Origin of the sequence: Streptomyces sp. NPDC000348 (genome assembly GCF_042898795.1) — a bacterium.
Classification (GTDB): Bacteria; Actinomycetota; Actinomycetes; order Streptomycetales; family Streptomycetaceae; genus Streptomyces.
The window spans coordinates 47,378-64,063 of the sequence record NZ_JBIAZD010000015.1 but is presented as its reverse complement, the minus strand read 5'-3'; the positions used below and the strand labels follow the sequence as shown (position 1 = coordinate 64,063).

Annotated in this window: 16 protein-coding genes; 12 read left to right on the top strand and 4 right to left on the bottom strand. The window is 72.9% G+C overall.

Going from position 1 to position 16,686, the window contains the following annotated elements:
• Positions 1 to 371 precede the first annotated feature (371 nt).
• From gatC to gatB, 4 genes are read left to right on the top strand one after another with little or no spacing between them, the layout of a single operon-like run.
• Complete coding sequence (gatC, locus tag ACFY3N_RS26425; RefSeq protein ID WP_003973500.1) at positions 372 to 668, top strand: Asp-tRNA(Asn)/Glu-tRNA(Gln) amidotransferase subunit GatC; 297 nt, start codon at positions 372 to 374, stop codon at positions 666 to 668.
• A 6-nt stretch (positions 669 to 674) separates the two neighbouring features.
• Positions 675 to 2,171 (top strand): Asp-tRNA(Asn)/Glu-tRNA(Gln) amidotransferase subunit GatA, encoded by a 1,497-nt coding sequence (gatA, locus tag ACFY3N_RS26420; RefSeq protein WP_390819219.1) that lies wholly within the window; start codon positions 675 to 677, stop codon positions 2,169 to 2,171.
• Positions 2,168 to 2,407 carry a hypothetical protein gene (locus ACFY3N_RS26415; RefSeq protein WP_390819218.1) on the top strand — a complete coding sequence of 80 codons (240 nt, stop codon included), beginning with the start codon at positions 2,168 to 2,170 and terminating at the stop codon, positions 2,405 to 2,407. The genes gatA and ACFY3N_RS26415 overlap by 4 nt, the downstream gene beginning before the upstream one ends.
• Before the next feature lie 15 nt (positions 2,408 to 2,422).
• Entirely contained in the window at positions 2,423 to 3,937 is a 1,515-nt protein-coding gene (gene gatB, locus ACFY3N_RS26410; RefSeq protein ID WP_390819217.1) for an Asp-tRNA(Asn)/Glu-tRNA(Gln) amidotransferase subunit GatB, read from the top strand.
• A gap of 66 nt (positions 3,938 to 4,003) precedes the next feature.
• Here the strand turns inward: gatB and ACFY3N_RS26405 are convergent, their stop codons facing one another.
• The gene (locus tag ACFY3N_RS26405; RefSeq protein WP_390819216.1) at positions 4,004 to 4,807 is read right to left on the bottom strand and encodes a methyltransferase domain-containing protein; all 804 of its coding nucleotides are present in this window, start codon (positions 4,805 to 4,807) and stop codon (positions 4,004 to 4,006) included.
• Between the two features lie 411 nt (positions 4,808 to 5,218).
• Here ACFY3N_RS26405 and ACFY3N_RS26400 point away from each other — a divergent pair, with 411 nt between their 5' ends.
• The 3 genes from ACFY3N_RS26400 to ACFY3N_RS26390 are packed head-to-tail and all read left to right on the top strand — an operon-like array spanning position 5,219 to position 8,572.
• Positions 5,219 to 7,465, top strand: coding sequence for an MMPL family transporter (locus tag ACFY3N_RS26400; RefSeq protein WP_390819215.1), 2,247 nt, complete (start codon positions 5,219 to 5,221; stop codon positions 7,463 to 7,465).
• A complete protein-coding gene (locus ACFY3N_RS26395; protein ID WP_390819214.1) occupies positions 7,443 to 8,000 on the top strand; it encodes a GNAT family N-acetyltransferase in 558 nt (185 codons plus the stop codon). Before ACFY3N_RS26400 ends, ACFY3N_RS26395 begins: the two co-directional genes overlap by 23 nt.
• A gap of 35 nt (positions 8,001 to 8,035) precedes the next feature.
• Entirely contained in the window at positions 8,036 to 8,572 is a 537-nt protein-coding gene (locus ACFY3N_RS26390) for a hypothetical protein (protein WP_390819213.1), read from the top strand.
• 51 nt (positions 8,573 to 8,623) lie between these two features.
• Here ACFY3N_RS26390 and ACFY3N_RS26385 read toward each other — a convergent pair whose 3' ends face one another.
• Positions 8,624 to 9,088, bottom strand: a complete 465-nt coding sequence (locus ACFY3N_RS26385; protein ID WP_390819298.1) for a dihydrodipicolinate synthase family protein — start codon at positions 9,086 to 9,088, stop codon at positions 8,624 to 8,626.
• A gap of 126 nt (positions 9,089 to 9,214) precedes the next feature.
• Between ACFY3N_RS26385 and ACFY3N_RS26380 the strand changes: the two genes are divergently transcribed.
• The 4 genes from ACFY3N_RS26380 (at position 9,215) to ACFY3N_RS26365 (ending at position 13,231) form a co-directional block, all read left to right on the top strand.
• On the top strand, positions 9,215 to 9,355 hold the full coding sequence (locus tag ACFY3N_RS26380) for a hypothetical protein (protein ID WP_390819305.1): 141 nt from the start codon (positions 9,215 to 9,217) through the stop codon (positions 9,353 to 9,355).
• 139 nt (positions 9,356 to 9,494) lie between these two features.
• Entirely contained in the window at positions 9,495 to 9,674 is a 180-nt protein-coding gene (locus ACFY3N_RS26375; RefSeq protein WP_390819212.1) for a hypothetical protein, read from the top strand.
• A 256-nt stretch (positions 9,675 to 9,930) separates the two neighbouring features.
• Complete coding sequence (locus tag ACFY3N_RS26370; RefSeq protein WP_390819211.1) at positions 9,931 to 13,008, top strand: AAA family ATPase; 3,078 nt, start codon at positions 9,931 to 9,933, stop codon at positions 13,006 to 13,008.
• A gap of 34 nt (positions 13,009 to 13,042) precedes the next feature.
• The gene (locus ACFY3N_RS26365; RefSeq protein ID WP_390819209.1) at positions 13,043 to 13,231 is read left to right on the top strand and encodes a DUF6191 domain-containing protein; all 189 of its coding nucleotides are present in this window, start codon (positions 13,043 to 13,045) and stop codon (positions 13,229 to 13,231) included.
• A 4-nt stretch (positions 13,232 to 13,235) separates the two neighbouring features.
• On the opposite strand, the gene ACFY3N_RS26360 is transcribed toward ACFY3N_RS26365, so the two are convergent.
• Together ACFY3N_RS26360 and ACFY3N_RS26355 are read right to left on the bottom strand one after the other, a co-directional pair.
• On the bottom strand, positions 13,236 to 14,438 hold the full coding sequence (locus ACFY3N_RS26360; RefSeq protein ID WP_390819208.1) for a PQQ-dependent sugar dehydrogenase: 1,203 nt from the start codon (positions 14,436 to 14,438) through the stop codon (positions 13,236 to 13,238).
• A 72-nt stretch (positions 14,439 to 14,510) separates the two neighbouring features.
• Positions 14,511 to 15,509 carry an aldo/keto reductase gene (locus ACFY3N_RS26355; protein WP_390819207.1) on the bottom strand — a complete coding sequence of 333 codons (999 nt, stop codon included), beginning with the start codon at positions 15,507 to 15,509 and terminating at the stop codon, positions 14,511 to 14,513.
• A gap of 75 nt (positions 15,510 to 15,584) precedes the next feature.
• Between ACFY3N_RS26355 and ACFY3N_RS26350 the strand changes: the two genes are divergently transcribed.
• On the top strand, positions 15,585 to 16,538 hold the full coding sequence (locus tag ACFY3N_RS26350) for a 2-hydroxyacid dehydrogenase (protein ID WP_390819206.1): 954 nt from the start codon (positions 15,585 to 15,587) through the stop codon (positions 16,536 to 16,538).
• The last annotated feature ends 148 nt before the right edge of the window (positions 16,539 to 16,686 follow it).

Sequence of the window (16,686 nt, the reverse complement as noted above, 5' to 3'; positions counted from 1 at the left end):
GCTCCCGCAGGCAGGCGACCGCTCCCGCGGGCAGTCGTGCCGCTTGGGCGGCACGGGTGGGCGCTGGGGGTACCCCCTCTGGGGGAGGCACCCCGCAAGCGCCGGGCTGCGCGAACACCTCCGGCCCACACCGACGCGGGGCACCCGCAAGGCGCCGGGCCGCGTGATCCCACCCGGCACCGGCGCGGGGCAACCCGCGAAACCACCCCCGCTCGCCGGCGACGCGAAGCGTCCCCGGCCTTCCGGCGCAGGCGGAGAAACGCCGTACGGCGTCCGACGGGGCGGGCCCGGGGAAAGGGTTTCACGGGCACGGCCCCCCGCCCCATAGGATTGGCCCCAAACCACACACACTCACCCCAGAGGATCGCTGCATGCCTGGCATTACGCGCGAGGAGGTCGCCCACCTCGCCCGGCTGGCGCGTCTGGAGCTGAAGCCCGAAGAGCTCGAACACTTCGCAGGCCAGCTGGACGACATCATCGGCGCGGTCGCCCGCGTCAGCGAGGTCGCCGACCAAGACGTACCGCCGACCTCGCACCCGCTCCCGCTGACCAACGTCATGCGGCCGGACGAGGTCCGTCCCTCGCTCACCCCCGAGCAGGCGCTCTCCGGCGCCCCGGCCCAGGAGCAGCAGCGTTTCAAGGTGCCGCAGATCCTGGGGGAGGAGTAACCCGCCATGAGCGATCACATCATCAAGCTCACCGCCGCCGAGACCGCCGAGAAGATCGCCTCCGGTGAGCTCACGGCCGTCGAGGTCACCGAGGCGCACCTGGCCCGGATCGAGGCCGTCGACGAGAAGGTGCACGCCTTCCTGCACGTCGACCGTGAGGGCGCCCTCGCCCAGGCGCGTGCCGTCGACGAGAAGCGGGCCCGCGGCGAGAAGCTCGGTCCGCTGGCCGGCGTCCCGCTCGCGCTCAAGGACATCTTCACCACCGAGGGCATCCCGACCACGGTCGGTTCCAAGATCCTCGAGGGCTGGATCCCGCCGTACGACGCGACGCTCACCAAGCGGCTGAAGGCCGCCGACGTGGTCATCCTCGGCAAGACCAACATGGACGAGTTCGCCATGGGGTCCAGCACCGAGAACAGCGCCTACGGGCCGACCGGCAACCCCTGGGACCTGACCAGGATCCCCGGCGGGTCGGGCGGCGGCTCGTCCGCCGCGCTCGCCTCGTTCCAGGCGCCGCTCGCCATCGGCACCGACACCGGCGGTTCCATCCGCCAGCCGGCCGCCGTCACCGGCACCGTCGGTGTGAAGCCGACCTACGGCGCCGTGTCCCGGTACGGCATGGTCGCCTTCTCGTCCTCGCTCGACCAGGGCGGGCCCTGTGCCCGTACGGTCCTGGACGCCGCCCTGCTGCACGAGGTGATCGCCGGGCACGACCCGATGGACTCCACCTCCATCGACGCCCCGGTCCCGCCGGTCGTCGAGGCCGCCCGCAACGGCAGCGTCGCCGGCATGCGCGTCGGCGTCGTCAAGCAGTTCCGCGGCGAGGGGTACCAGGCCGGTGTCGTCCAGCGGTTCGACGAGTCCGTCGAGCTGCTGAAGGAGCTGGGCGCCGAGATCGTCGAGCTGGACTGCCCGTCCTTCGACCTGGCGCTCTCCGCGTACTACCTGATCGCGCCCTCCGAGTGCTCCTCCAACCTCGCCCGCTTCGACGGCCTGCGCTACGGGCTGCGGACCGGCGACGACGGCTCGCGCTCCGCCGAGGAGGTCACCTCGCTGACCCGTGAGGCCGGCTTCGGTGACGAGGTCAAGCGCCGCATCATGCTCGGCACGTACGCGCTCAGCTCCGGCTACTACGACGCGTACTACGGCAGCGCCCAGAAGGTCCGCACCCTGATCAAGCAGGAGTTCGAGGCGGCCTTCGAGCAGGTCGACGTGATCGTCTCCCCGACGACCCCGACCACCGCCTTCCCGATCGGCGAGCGCGCCGACGACCCGATGGCGATGTACCTCGCCGACCTGTGCACCATCCCCACCAACCTGGCGGGCAACGCGGCCATGTCGCTGCCCTGCGGCCTCGCCCCCGAGGACGGCCTGCCGGTGGGTCTGCAGATCATCGCCCCCGCCCTGAAGGACGACCGGCTCTACAAGGTCGGCGCCGCCGTCGAGGCCGCCTTCGTGGAAAAGTGGGGCCACCCGCTGATCGAGGAGGCACCGTCGCTGTGAGCGCACTGTCCAAGGCCAAGGGCTTCAGGAAGTCCAAGTCCGGTCTGTACGTCTCCATGGCCACCTCGGCGTTCGGCGCCGTCGGTGTGTACAAGCAGATCAAGAAGGCGCGTGGCGAGAACGACACGCTGCGGCTGCTCGACGCCGTCGTCACCGGTGCCGCGGTCGTCACCAACCTCGCCATCCTCTACCGCGAGCTGAAGAGCCTCGGCGACGACGACGTCCTGCTGGGCTGAGAGGGAAGTTTCACCGTGACCACCACGACTGACCTGGTGTCGTACGAGGACGCGCTGGCGTCGTACGACCCCGTCATGGGCCTAGAGGTCCATGTCGAGCTCGGCACCCGCACCAAGATGTTCTGCGGCTGCTCGACCGCCCTGGGCGCCGACCCGAACACCCAGACCTGCCCCGTCTGCCTCGGCATGCCCGGCGCGCTCCCGGTCGTCAACGCGACCGGCGTCGAGTCGGCGATCAAGATCGGTCTCGCGCTGAACTGCGAGATCGCCGAGTGGTGCCGCTTCGCCCGGAAGAACTACTTCTATCCGGACATGCCGAAGAACTTCCAGACCTCCCAGTACGACGAGCCGATCGCCTTCAACGGCTACCTCGACGTGCAGCTGGAGGACGGCGAGACCTTCCGCGTGGAGATCGAGCGCGCCCACATGGAGGAGGACACCGGGAAGTCCACGCACGTGGGCGGTGCCACCGGACGCATCCACGGCGCCTCCCACTCCCTGCTGGACTACAACCGCGCCGGCATCCCGCTCATCGAGATCGTCACCAAGCCGATCGAGGGAGCGGGCGAGCGCGCCCCCGAGGTCGCCCGGGCGTACGTCCGTGAGCTGCGCGAGCTCATCCGGGCGCTCGGCGTGTCCGAGGCCCGCATGGAGATGGGCCAGATGCGCTGCGACGTGAACCTGTCGCTGCGCCCCCACGGCACCGAGAAGTTCGGCACCCGCTCGGAGACGAAGAACGTCAACTCGCTGCGGTCCGTGGAGCGCGCGGCCCGCTTCGAGATCCAGCGGCACGCGGCGGTCCTCTCCTCGGGCGGCACGATCATCCAGGAGACCCGTCACTTCCACGAGGACACCGGGTCCACGACCTCGGGCCGCGTGAAGGAGGAGGCCGAGGACTACCGGTACTTCCCGGAGCCCGACCTGGTGCCGGTCGCCCCGCCCCGCGAGTGGGTCGAGGAGATCCGTTCCGCCCTGCCCGAGCTGCCGCTGGTGCGCCGCAACCGGCTCCGCGAGGAGTGGGGCGTCTCCGGCACCGACATGCAGGCCATCCTCAACGCCGGTGCGCTGGACCCGATCGTCGCCACGATCGACGCCGGTGCCGACGCGGCCTCCGCCCGCAAGTGGTGGATGGGCGAGCTGGCCCGTGCCGCCAACGAGTCCGGCAAGGGACTCGACGAGCTGGCGATCACCCCGGAGCAGGTGGCCCGGGTCACCGAACTGGTGAACGGCGGTGATCTCAACGACAAGCTGGCCCGTCAGGTCATCGAGGGCGTGCTCGCCGGTGAGGGCACTCCCGACGAGGTGGTCGACAAGCGCGGTCTGAAGGTCGTCTCCGACGAGGGTGCCCTGGGCACCGCCGTCGACGAGGCCATCGCCGGCAACCCGGGCATCGCGGACAAGATCCGCGGTGGCAAGGTGGCCGCGGCCGGCGCCCTGGTCGGCGCGGTCATGAAGGCCACGCGCGGACAGGCGGACGCGGCCCGCGTCAAGGAGCTGATCCTGGAGAAGCTGGGCGTCGCCGAGGGCTGATCGCCGAAGGGGGCGGGAGGGGGCGCATCGGATTCGATGCGCCCCCTCCCTCATGCGGTCACGCGGTCAGGGGCGGCGGCCCACCACGCGTGCGAAGCCCAGCGTGCGGCCCAGGTCCACGCGGAGCATCTCCGCGCACTCCCGGCTCATCCGCACGTGGAACTCCTCCGTGCTCTCCTCGTGGACGACGTCGCACCAGAGCAGCCACTCCCGCCAGCCGTCCTCCAGCCAGTCGGCCGTCTCGACCTCCACGGCCCCGCTGCGGGTCCAGTGGCGGCGCCACCAGGCGGGGGTGTGGAAGCACCAGAAAGCGGGGTCCCAGAAGGGCTTCAGGTGCTCCGGCGGTTCGCTGCCCTCGATCTCCCCGGTCAGCGCGGGGACGACGACCCCGATCCGCCCGCCGGGCTTCAGCAGCCGGGTCAGCGTCGGAAGGTACAGGTCGTCGGTGCCGAAGTACTGGTACGCGTCGACGGAGACGATCGCGTCGAAGCTCTCCTCCCCGAAGGGCAGGTCGTGCGCCTCGGCGAGGACCGGGAACACCCGGTCGGCGACGCCCGCCTCGGCGATGCGGCGCGCGTTGTCGTCCGGCCTGATCCACAGGTCGGCCGCGGTGACCTGGAGGTCGTACTCCCTGGCCAGGAAGACCGACGTCATGGCGCGTCCGCAGCCCAGGTCGAGCACGCGCGCGCCGGGGCGCAGGGTGTCGAGGCCGAGGGCCGGGGCGAGCCACTCCAGCAGCCACAGCGCGTGCGGGCCCATCTGGTTGTCGACGGCCCAGCGGGCGTCGTAGGCGCTGCTGCGGGGGTACCGGGGCAGGGCGATGCGGCTAGCGAGGTCGTCGTGCGGGGTGTTCGGTGTGATGTCCGACATCGGTGAACGGGCTCCTTGGGGCCGTGAAGGGGGAAGGGGTCGCGTCGGAGATCGGACGGACAAGCATCAAAGCACCTGCTTCGGCCGGCGGCGGACTGCCGCGGAACGTCGGACCGGGCGACGCTAGCAGTCGTCCCCGCGCCCCCGCATCCGGATTTCCGGGGGCCGGACACCGCGCGCCGGTCCCCGTCCCCGCCGCGTAGGCCTGCGGAACCCATGGTCATGGTGCTGGGGACCGATCCGGCCGAGATGCCCGGGAAATGTGAATTAGTACACGAAATCGACAAACGATCATTTTTACCTGCAACAGTGGTCAGTGCATTACCCATGCGTTCTTTGCGGGATGTTCGGCTCATACGCAACTGTTCCCGGTCAAAGATCCACACCTCAGTCACTCCGGGAGCACGTTTCGTGGCAGCCCTCGCACGCTGGTGTGTCCAACGCCGTCTGATCACCGTTCTGCTCTGGCTCCTCGCCCTCGGCGGGGTCTCCGCCGGCGCCTTCGCCGCCGGCTCCGCTTACTCGAACGACTACCAGGTGCCCGGCACCGAGTCCGGACGGGCCACCCAGCTGCTGGAGGAGGGCTTCCCGGATCTCGGCGGCGACAGCGACACCGTGGTCTGGCACACCACGTCCGGCAGCGTCCGGGACACCGGCGTCGAACAGACCATGACCCGCACCCTGGACCGGATCGGGGACCTGCCCGGCGTGGCCGCGGTGAGCGGTCCGTACGACGGTCAGGGCGCCGGCCGGGTCAGCGCGGACGGCCGCACCGCCTACGCCACGGTCACCTTCGACGACCAGGCCAAGGACATCGACGCGGGCGAGGCCGCCGCCGTGGTGAAAACGGCCGAGGCCGCCGAGACCGACGGACTCCGGGTCGAGCTGAGCGGCAGCGCCGTCGAGCTCAGCGAGTCCTCCGGCGGACACGTCGCCGAGATCGTCGGCGTGCTGGTCGCCGCCGTCGTGCTGTTCCTCGCCTTCGGCTCGCTCGCCGCCTCGCTGCTGCCCATCGCCACCGCCCTGGTCGGCGTCGGCACCGCCTACGCCGGGATCGTGCTCCTCGGGCACGCCATGACCGTCGCCGACTTCGCCCCCATGCTCGGCATGCTGATCGGGCTCGGTGTCGGCATCGACTACGCGCTGTTCATCGTGACCCGGCACCGGCGCGGACTGAAACGCGGCCTCACCGTCACCGAGGCCGCCACCAACGCCGTCGCCACCACCGGACGGGCGGTCGTCTTCGCGGGCGCCACCGTGTGCATCGCCCTGCTGGGCATGCTGATCCTCCGGCTGAACTTCCTCAACGGCGTCGCCATAGCGGCCTCGCTCACCGTCGTGCTGACCGTCGCCGCCTCCGTCACCCTGCTGCCCGCGCTGCTGTCGTTGATCGGCACGCGCGCGCTCAGCCGCCGGGAGCGGCGCCGGCTGGCGGAGCACGGGCCCGAGCCGGAGGTGCCGACCGGGTTCGCCGCCCGCTGGTCGGCGTTCGTGGAGCGCCACCCGAAGCTGCTCGGCGCCGTCGCGATCGTCGTCATGACCGTCCTCGCCCTGCCCACCCTCTCGCTGCACCTGGGCACCTCCGACCAGGGCAACGACCCCAAGACGGCCACCACCCGCCAGGCCTACGACCTCCTCGCCGACGGCTTCGGCCCCGGTGTGAACGGCCCCCTCACCCTCGTCACCCACGTCGACGGCGCCGGGGACCGGCTCACCCTGGACAACCTCGACACCACCCTGCGCGCGACCGAGGGCGTCGCGTCGGTGTCGCCCGTGACCTACGGCTCGGGCGGCGACACCGCGTACCTCACCGTCGTACCGGAGTCCTCCCCGCAGTCGAAGCAGACCAGCGACCTGGTCGACCGGCTCCGCGACGACGTGCTGCCGCGGGCCGAGTCGGGCACCTCGCTCGACGTGCACGTCGGCGGCGTGACGGCCGGGTACGACGACTTCGCCGACGTCATCGTCGACAAGCTGCCGCTCTTCGTCGGCGTCGTGATCGGTCTGGGCTGTCTGCTGCTCCTGCTCGCCTTCCGCTCGATCGGCATCCCGCTCAAGGCCGCCGCGATGAACGTGGCCGCCGTGGCCGCCGCCTTCGGCGTCGTCGTCGCGATCTTCCAGTGGGGCTGGGGCAGCGAACTGCTCGGCCTCGGCCGGGCGGGCCCCATCGAACCCTTCCTGCCCGTGATCATGGTGTCGGTCCTCTTCGGACTCTCCATGGACTACCAGGTCTTCCTGGTCAGCCGGATGTACGAGGAGTGGCTGGAGACCGGAGACAACCGGCGCGCCGTCCGCGTCGGCCTCGCGGAGACCAGCCGGGTGATCAACTCCGCCGCCGTGATCATGATCTCGGTCTTCCTGGCCTTCGTCCTCAGCGGCGACCGGGTGATCGCCATGTTCGGCATCGCGCTCGCCGCGGCCGTCGCCCTCGACGCCTTCGTCCTGCGCACCCTGCTCGTCCCCGCCCTGATGCACCTCCTCGGCGGCGCCAACTGGTGGCTGCCCCGCTCGCTGGACCGGATCCTGCCGCGGATCAGCATCGAGCCGCCCGAGGCCCGGGCCGCCCATGAGAGGCTGGCCGCCGCCACGGACGCCGGGGTGGCGGACGTGCTGGCCGAGGAGGAGCAGCAGCGGGATGTACGCGATACGACTGGGTGACGACGGAGCCGAACTGCGCCCCCTGGAGCCCTGGCACGCCGATGAGTTCCTGGCCCATCTGGACCGGGGCCGGGAGTTCATCAACCGGTACGTCCCCTTCGCCGCCAAGGCCACGGACGTGGCCGGCGCCCGGGAGGTGCTCCGGCGGTACGCCGACTGGCGCGCCGCCGACACGGCCTCGCTGCACGGGCTGTGGCTGGACGGCACGCTCGTGGGCGGCGTGCTCACGCTGAACTTCGACGCCGCGAACGGCAGCTGCGAGGTCGGCTGCTGGCTGGAGCCCGCCGCCACCGGGCGCGGGCTCGTCACCCGCGCGATGCGGGTGCTCATCGACTGGGCGGTCGAGCAGCGCGGCATCCACCGCGTCGAATGGGTCGCGGCGGCCGGCAACGGGCCGAGCATCGACGTCGCCCGCCGGCTCGGCATGACCCGGGACGGCGTCCGCCGTGAGGCCCACCTCCACCACGGGGTACGCCACGACCTGGAGGTCTGGTCCGTGCTGGCCCCGGAGTGGCGCGCGCACCACGCTCGTTAAGCGGACTCTCAGAGAGCGTCCGTACGGTGCGGGGCATGGGAACCAGGACAGCGGACGAAACCGCGGCCGACACCGAGCACGACGAGGCGGCGGTGGACGCCACCGGGTCCGACGACGTCACCGACGCGGCACAGGAGGCACCCGGAGCCGGCGACGCCGACGGGGAGGAGACCCCGTCCGGGGTCGGGCAGGGCGCCGCCGCGGTCGTCTCCGCGGCCCTCGGCCTCGTCTCGCTCACCGGCAGCTGGCCGGGCACGGTGGCCGCCGCGCGGGAGACCCTCGTGGGCCAGCTGGAGACGGCCACGGACGCCTCCGTCGCCACCCAGGTCAAGGAGATCTACGGCGACGCCTGGCACACCAGCGCGCTGTGGGGAGGCCTGTTCGCGCTGACCGCGCTGATCGTGGGCGTGGCGGTGCTGGCGCGCCCCGCGTTCGGGACGCCCGGCCGGACGGTCCAGGCGCCCTGGACCAAGTCGGTCGCCTGGGCGGGCGTGTCGCTCGGCGTCATCGGGCTGCTGCTGGCCGTCCTCACGTACACCGACGTGCTCCTGGGCCTGCCGGCGACCGGTTGAGCGAAGGCGGCGAAGGGGTCCCCGGGCGCCCGGGGACCCCTTCACGCGCGTTCAGGCGGCGAGTACGGCGCGCGCCTCGGCGATGATGGCGGCCAGCTCCTCGGTCTCGGGCGCGGTGAGGGGCGTCAGCGGCGGGCGGACCGGTGCGGCCTCCAGGCCCTCCAGGGTGACCCCGGCCCTCACCAGCGCCACCGCGTACCCCGGAACCCGCTTGCGCAGCCGGACCAGCGGGTGGAAGAAGGTGCGCTGCAGCGCCTCGATCCGCTTCCGGTCGCCCTCCTCCACCGCGCGGTGGAAGGCGAGGGAGACATCGGGCGCGAAGGCGAAGGCGGCCGACGAGTACAGCTCCACGCCCAGCGCCCGGTACGCGAGCTGGCTCGCCTCGGCCGTGGGCATGCCGTTGAAGAACTGGAACTCCTTGCCGGTCCCGTCGAGCGCCTCCCGCACGGCGGGGACGATCCGTGCGAGCAGATCGAGGTCGCCGGTGCCGTCCTTGAAGCCCACCACGGTGGGCAGCCGGGCGACCGCGGCCGCCGAGCGCTCGTCGAAGCGGGCCGTCGCGCCACGGCCCGGCCGATCCGGCCCAGCCCGAGGGCACCGACCCGCTTTCCGCTCACCCGCGAGGCCGGCGGGAAGGGCGCGGTGCTCCAGGTGTCCGTCGGCTTCGGCCCGGGCGTGATCGCCGCGCCGGTGTTCTCCCTGGCCGACCCCGCCGCCCCGCCGGTGGTGCTGCTGCCCGCCGCCGGGGCGGCGGGGCCGGTGGCGCGGCAACAGGGGCCTTAGGAAGCCGGATCACCTTCTAAGGCCCCGGGCCGGCCGCAAGATACGGCACCCTCCCGATGCGGCGGACCCGCCCCGGAGCCGAAGGTGGAGGCGTCGCGGAAAGCGACGGCCGACACCGACTCCTCCGGGGGACCGCACCATGTTCGAGTACGCACTCCACCAGCTCCGTCACGACGAGCTTCTCCACCGCGCGGAGCACGAGCGCCGGGTACGGGAAGCGCTGCGGCTGCGCCGCACCGCCCGCCGAGAAGCCGCCGCACGGGGCACCGAGGCCGAGAGCCATACGCGTCGCCGCTCCCGTTTCGCGCGGGCCGCATAGCCCTCACCACGGCGGCGGCCGCACGGGGGTCGACCGCCGCTCCCGCGCCTCCGTTCCCGCGGGCGGTCGTGCGCCTCCGTTCCCGCGGGCGGTCGTGCCGCAGGGCGGCACGGGTGGGCGCGACGGCACCCGCAAGCGCCGGGCCGCGCGACCCACCCCCGCCCAGCACCGACGCGGATCACCACCACGAGCACCCGTCCGCAGGACCACCCCGCGCACCGGGAAAACCGGTGACCCGTTGTCGGAGGAGCATGCGATGCTCAGGCGCGTGGAGACCAAGTCCGTCAGTCCCGTGTTCGTGGGCCGCAGCACCGAACTCGACACCCTGGACACCGCCCTCGCCCGCGCCACCGCCGAGCCCCAGGCACTGCTCGTCGGAGGCGAGGCCGGCGTGGGCAAGACCCGCCTCGTCGAGGAGTTCGCCGCCGCGGCCCGCCGCCGCGGCGCGGTCGTCGCCCTCGGCGGCTGCGTGGAGATCGGTGCCGACGGACTGCCCTTCGCCCCCTTCTCCACCGCCCTGCGCCAGCTCCGCCGCGAACTGCCCGACCAACTGGCCGCCGCCGCCTCCGGACAGGAGGAGGAACTCGCCCGCCTGCTTCCCGAAATCGGCACCGCCGCCCGCGAGGCCCGCCGCGACGAACAGGGCGTGGCCCGCCTCTTCGCGCTCACCGCCCGCCTGCTGGAGCGCGTCGCCGCCGACCACACCGTCGTCCTCGTCCTGGAGGACCTGCACTGGGCCGACGCCTCCACCCGCCACCTGCTCGCCTACCTGTTCCGCACCCTGCGCACCGGCCGCCTCGTCGTCCTCGCCACCTACCGCTCCGACGACATCCACCGCCGCCACCCCCTGCGCCCCCTCCTCGCCGAACTCGACCGGCTCCGCACGGTCCAGCGCGTCGAACTCGGCCGCTTCAACCGCGAGGAGGTCGCCCGGCAGATGGCCGGCATCATGGCCCGCGAACCCGACCCCGACCGCGTCGACGACATCTTCGAACGCTCCGACGGCAACGCCTTCTTCGTCGAGGAACTCGCCGTCGCCGCCGACGAGGGCTGCTGCACCGGCCTCACCGACTCCCTGCGCGACCTGCTCCTGGTCCGTGTCGAGGGACTGCCGGAGAGCGCCCAGCGGGTCGCCCGGATCGTCGCCGAGGGCGGCTCCACCGTCGAGGACCGGCTGCTGGCCGCCGTCGCCCGGCTCACCGAGGACGACCTCATCGAGGCCCTGCGGGCCGGCGTCAACGCCGGCATCCTCGCTCCCGCACCCGACCGGGACGGCTACCGCTTCCGCCATTCCCTGGTCCGCGAGGCCGTCAGCGACGACCTGCTGCCCGGCGAGCGCTCCCGCCTCAACCGCCGCTACGCCGAGGCCCTGGAGGCCGACCCCACCCTGGTCCCCGCCGACGAGCGGGTGACCCGTCTGGCCAGCTACTGGTACCACGCCCACGACGCGGCCAAGGCCCTGCCCGCCGTCCTGGACGCCTCCGTCGAGGCCCGCCGGCGCCACGCCTACTCCGAGCAACTGGGCCTTCTGGAAAGGGCGATGGAGCTGTGGGACGCCGTCCCCGACACCGTACGGGCCACCCTGCGCCCCCTTGACCACGCCGAGGTCTACCCTCCCCCACTGCCCGAAGGGCGTGGGGGGACCCCCAGCGGCCGCGACCCCGGGACGCCGCCGCTGCGCTACCTCGACCTGATGGCAGAGGCCGCCGTCGCCGGCCGCCTCTGCGGGGAACGCGAACGCTCGATGAAGATCACCAAGCGGGCGCTGCGCCTCCTCGACGAGGACCCGGACCCCCTGCGCGCCGCCTGGTTCTGGGTGCAGCGCTCCCGCCTCGCCCAGTCCCTCGCCCGCGGCGACGGCTGGGCCGAACTCGGCACCGCACAGGACCTGGTGCGCGGACTGCCCCCGTCCGAGGTGCACGCCGAGGTCCTCGCCTCCGCCGCCAACTGGTCCATGCTGCACGAACCCGGCCCGGAGGCCATGGCCGCCGCCGAACGCGCCGTCGAGTACGCCCGCATGGTCGGCGCCCCCGACATCGAGCTCAACGCCCGGCTCACCCTCGGCGGCCTCATGGTCGACGCCGGCGACATCGACACCGGACTCGCCGAGATGTACGCGGTCAAGGACCGGGCGACCGAACTGGGCGTGGACATGGTGGTGGCCCGCGCCCATGTGAACCTCCCCTCCGTCCTCGAAGGCGTCGGCCGCTCCGAGGAGGCCGCAGGGCTCCTCCGGGAGGGCGTCCACGTCACCCGCGGGCTCGGGCTGCCGGACTCCGAGGGCTGGGTGTGGGGCAACCTCGCCGAGTCCCTCCACTCCCTCGGCCGCTGGGACGAGGCGGCCCGCGCCGCGGCCAACGCCCAGCGCCTCGAACAGAGCGCCAAGCCCCGCGCCGGGGGCTCGATGCGCCTGGCGTACCTCGCGTACGACCGGGGGGACCTGGCCGAGGCGGCCCGCAGACTCGCCGAGGCCCGCGCCTTCTTCGGCACCCACGACCCGATGCCGCAGTACGCCCTCCCCATGAAATGGGTCGCCCTCGGCATCGCCGCCGCCGAGGGCCGCCTGACCGACGCCCGGGCCGAACTGCTCGACGCCCTGGACACCGGACTCCCGCCCGGCACCCAGCGCTACGGCTGGCCCCTGCTGCTCGCCGCCACGACCGTGGAGGCGGACGCCCACGGCGACCCGGCGGCCGCTCCGGGCCGCCCGGAGATCCTGGAGCGGATCCGCCGGGCGGCCAAGACCCTGGCGGCCGGCGTACCGGTGTGGAAGGCGTACGGCCTGTGGCTGCGCGCCGAGCTGCTGCGCGCCGAGGGCGAGCCGGAACCGGACGCGTGGTCCGCGGCCGTCGCGGCGGTCGAACCACTGGAGCGGCCCTACGACCTCGCACGCGTCCGGTTCCGGCTCGCCGAGGCGCTGCTCGCCACCGGCGCGGGCGACGACGAGCGCGCCCGCGCCACGGAGCTGCTGCGGCTGGTGACCGCCGTCGCCGACCACCTCGGCGCCGCACCGCTGGCCCGGTCCGCCACGCTGCTGGCGCAGCGCGCACGCCTCCCCCTGCCCCCCGCCTCCCGCGCCCCGGCCCCCGCCGACCCGGCCGACGCGCTCGGCCTCACCAGCCGGGAGCGCGACGTGCTGCGCCTGGTGGCCGCCGGCCGCACCAACCGCCGTATCGCCGAGGAACTGTTCATCTCCCCGAAGACGGCCAGCGTCCACGTCTCCAACATCCTCGCCAAGCTGGGCGTCTCCGGACGGGGCGAGGCGGCGGCGGTGGCGCATCGGCTCGGTCTGTTCGCGGCGGAGACGGGTGCACGGCCGACGGTGGGACCATAGGCGTACGACCCATGCGCCCTCGGGAAGGGGAGCGGTGTTCAGCGCCTTCGAGGAACTGTTCGCCCCCGGCCGCACACACACCCGCGACGAACGGAACCGGCTGGAAGTGACCCGGGAGGACGTCGGTGACGCCGGCCCCGGACGCGGACCGATGGACCTCGCCTCCGGAAAGGTCACCGTACGCCCGCCGGCGGCGCCGGAGGAGGAGCCCGAGGCGGAATGAGCGGCTAGCCCACCTCCAGCTCCAGGATCCGGTCGTCCCCCTTCTCGGGGTTGCCGCGCCCGTCCGTGTTGCTGGTGACCAGCCACAGCTTGTCGCCACCCGCCGCCACCACCGTGCGCAGCCGGCCGTACTCGCCCTCCAGGAACGCCTGCGGGTCCGCCGAGGCCTCGGTGCCCTTGAGCGGGATGCGCCACAGCCGCTCGCCGCGCAGTCCCGCCATCCAGACCGAGCCCTCGGCGTGGGCGATACCGCTGGGGGAGGCCTCGTCGGTGCTCCACTGCTCGACCGGGTCGTGGAAGCCGCCCTCGTCCGACTCGCCCTCCGCCTCCGGCCAGCCGTAGTTGTCGCCCGGCCTGATCGCGTTCAGCTCGTCCCAGGTGTTCTGGCCGAATTCCGAGGCGAACAGCCGCTGCCTGCCGTCCCACGCCAGGCCCTGCACATTGCGGTGGCCGTACGAGTACACCGCGGAGTCGGGGAACGGGTTGCCCGGGGCCGGCTCGCCCTCCGGGGTCAGCCGCAGGATCTTGCCGCCCAGGGACTCCTTGTCCTGGGACAGACCCGTGTCACCGCTCTCGCCCGTGCCCGCGTACAGCATCCTGTCCGGGCCGAAGGCGATCCGGCCGCCGTTGTGGATCTCGCCCTTGGGGATGCCCCGGAAGACCGTGTCCGGCGCGCCCAGCTGCTCACCGGCCGGCTTCCCCTCGTCGTAGATCATGCGGACGATGCGGTTGTCGGAGGCCGAGGTGAAGTACGCGTAGATCATGCGGTCCGAGGCGTACTCGGGGGAGAGGGCGATGCCGAGCAGGCCGCCCTCGCCGGACGGCGACACCCCGGGCACCTCGCCCAGCTCGGTCTTCCCGCCGGTCTTCCCGTCGACCCGGGTGATCGTCGCCTCGTCCCGGGAGGAGACCAGCAGATCGCCGTCGGCCAGCGGGGCCAGGCCCCAGGGAGAGTCCAGGCCCGTGGTCACCGTGCGGACCACCTTCACCGAGCCCTTCGCGGGCGGTGTCTCCTCCGCGGTCCCCCTCGGCGGCGACGACGCCGCCGCCGTACCGGCCGGGGAGGTGCTGCCGTCCGAACCCGGCGATCCTCCGTCGTCGGAGGAGCAGCCGGCGGCCAGCAGGAGCGCGGCGGCGGCCAGCACGGCCGTCACGGCTCGTCGTTCCACGATCTCGTCCCTTCGACGCGGCGGGGTCCTACCTGTCATACCCCGCTCGTGCTCCCGAAGTTCCCGATCGCGGAACCCCGGACCGCAGGATCGCCGCCGCCGGCCCGTCGCTCAGTCCCACGACCCCTGTGCCGCGGGCAGTCCGGCGATCTCCGCGAGGTCGCGTTCGGTCAGGCGCAGGTCCACCGCGGCCGCGTTCTCCGCGACCCACCGCTCCCGCTTGGCGCCGGGGACCGGGATCACCTGGCCGCCCCGGCTCAGCACCCAGGCCAGCGCCACCTGCGCCGGGGTGACGTGCTCGCCGTGCCGGCGGGCGACGCGGCGCAGGCCGGCCACGATCGGCTGGTTCGCGGCCATCATCTCGGCCGTGAAGCGGGGATGCCGGGCACGCAGGTCGTCCGCCTCGAAGCCCACGCCGGGCGTCAGCGTCCCGGTCAGGAAGCCGTTTCCCAGCGGCATCGCCGCCAGGAAGCCGATCCCCCGCGACGCGCACCACGGCAGCAGCGCCCGGAGCGCCTCCGGCGACCACACCGACAGCTCCGCCTCCACCGCGCTCACCGGAAAGACCTGCTGCACCCGTTCCAGCTGCCGGATCGTCGCGTCGTACAGCCGCGCCCCCGGCCGCCGCGCCGAGCGCGCCCCCACCGCGCACAGCCCGAGCGCCCGTACCTTTCCGGCCCGTACGAGCTCGGCCATCGCACCCCAGGTCTCCTCGACCGGGACCTCCGGGTCGGCGCGGTGCAGCTGGTAGAGGTCGATGACATCGGTCTGGAGCCGGCGCAGCGACGCGTCGCAGGCCCTCCGCACGTACCCGGGGCGGCCGTTGGCCACGATGTGCTGGTCGCCCACGAGCAGCCCGACCTTCGTGGACACGAAGGCCTCGGAGCGCCGCTCCTTCAACACCCGCCCGAGCAGCAGCTCGTTGGTGAACGGGCCGTACATGTCGGCGGTGTCCAGGAGCGTCGAGCCGGCGTCCAGCGCCCGGTGCACCGCCCTGAGCGACTCCTCGCCGCGCTGCCGGGACGTGCTGTAGGCCCAGCTCATCGGCATGCACCCGAGTCCGACGGCGCCCACCGAGAGCGCCCCCGCGCCGATCGTCCTGCGCTCCACCTGGTCGTGACCCTCCCTCTCCGGCCCCCCAACCTAACCTCTGCGCTCCCGCGCCCCTGAACTAGCCTCCGGACCATGACTGCTGCTGACGTATGGCTTCCCATCCCGCCGGACGAGATCGAGGGCCTTCCCGAGGGGCCGCACTACCGTTTCTGGGACGGCGGTGAGGAGTTCCCCGCCGATCCGGCCGACTGCGCCTTCTACGTCGTGCCCTACATGAAGCCCGCCGGGGTCGGTGTGCGCCCGCTGCCGCTGATGCGCTCCGTCCGCGTCGTGCAGACCCTGTCGGCCGGCACCGACCACGTGGAGGCCGGTCTGAAGGACCTGCCCACCGGCGTGCGGCTGTGCAACGCGCGCGGCGTGCACGAGGCCAGCACCGCAGAGCTCGCGCTCGCGCTGATCCTGGCCTCCCTGCGCGGCATCCCCGACTTCGTGCGGGCGCAGGACAAGGGGGAGTGGCGCGGCGGGTTCCGGCCCGCGCTCGCCGACAAGAACGTGCTCATCGTGGGGTACGGCTCGATCGGCGCGGCCATCGAGGACCGGCTCGTTCCGTTCGAGCTCGCGCGGGTGGCGCGCGTCGCGCGCTCCGCACGCACCACGGAGCGCGGACCGGTGCACCCGCTCACCGAACTGCCCGCCCTGCTCCCGGAGGCGGACGTCGTCGTCCTGTCCACGCCGCTGACCGAGACCACCCGGCACCTCGTGGACGCCGGATTCCTGGCCCGGATGAAGGACGGCGCCCTGCTGGTGAACGTGGCCCGCGGCGGTGTCGTCGACACCGAGGCGCTGCTCACCGAGCTGGAGAGCGGCCGTATCACCGCGGCCCTCGACGTCACCAATCCCGAACCGCTGCCCTCGGAACACCCCCTGTGGCGGGCGCCGGGCGTCCTCATCAGCCCGCACGTCGGCGGACCCACCTCCGCCTTCCGGCCGCGCGCCGAGCGTTTGCTGGTCCATCAGTTGCGCCGTCACCTGAACCGGGAGGAGCTCGACAACGTGATCCTGGTGACGGGAGCGGAAACCTCGTAGTCCGCTTCGAGTACCGTCTGCGTTTCTCCGGGCGCGGTGGGTACTCATATATCGATTGATCGTTACGGAGCGTAGAGAACCTATGTCCCTGAGTGACGACACTGGTGTATCGTCCCGACAGGGGCTGCGCCGCTGACCAACGGCGCGG

Excerpts from the sequence above, each read along its gene's own strand:
- gatC (WP_003973500.1), top strand. The coding sequence starts at position 372 with ATGCCTGGCATTACGCGCGAGGAGGTCGCCCACCTCGCCCGGCTGGCG.
- gatA (WP_390819219.1), top strand. The coding sequence starts at position 675 with ATGAGCGATCACATCATCAAGCTCACCGCCGCCGAGACCGCCGAGAAG.
- ACFY3N_RS26405 (WP_390819216.1), bottom strand. The coding sequence starts at position 4,807 with ATGTCGGACATCACACCGAACACCCCGCACGACGACCTCGCTAGCCGC.
- ACFY3N_RS26395 (WP_390819214.1), top strand. The coding sequence starts at position 7,443 with ATGTACGCGATACGACTGGGTGACGACGGAGCCGAACTGCGCCCCCTG.
- ACFY3N_RS26390 (WP_390819213.1), top strand. The coding sequence starts at position 8,036 with ATGGGAACCAGGACAGCGGACGAAACCGCGGCCGACACCGAGCACGAC.
- ACFY3N_RS26375 (WP_390819212.1), top strand. The coding sequence starts at position 9,495 with ATGTTCGAGTACGCACTCCACCAGCTCCGTCACGACGAGCTTCTCCAC.
- ACFY3N_RS26370 (WP_390819211.1), top strand. The coding sequence starts at position 9,931 with ATGCTCAGGCGCGTGGAGACCAAGTCCGTCAGTCCCGTGTTCGTGGGC.
- ACFY3N_RS26360 (WP_390819208.1), bottom strand. The coding sequence starts at position 14,438 with ATGACAGGTAGGACCCCGCCGCGTCGAAGGGACGAGATCGTGGAACGA.
- ACFY3N_RS26350 (WP_390819206.1), top strand. The coding sequence starts at position 15,585 with ATGACTGCTGCTGACGTATGGCTTCCCATCCCGCCGGACGAGATCGAG.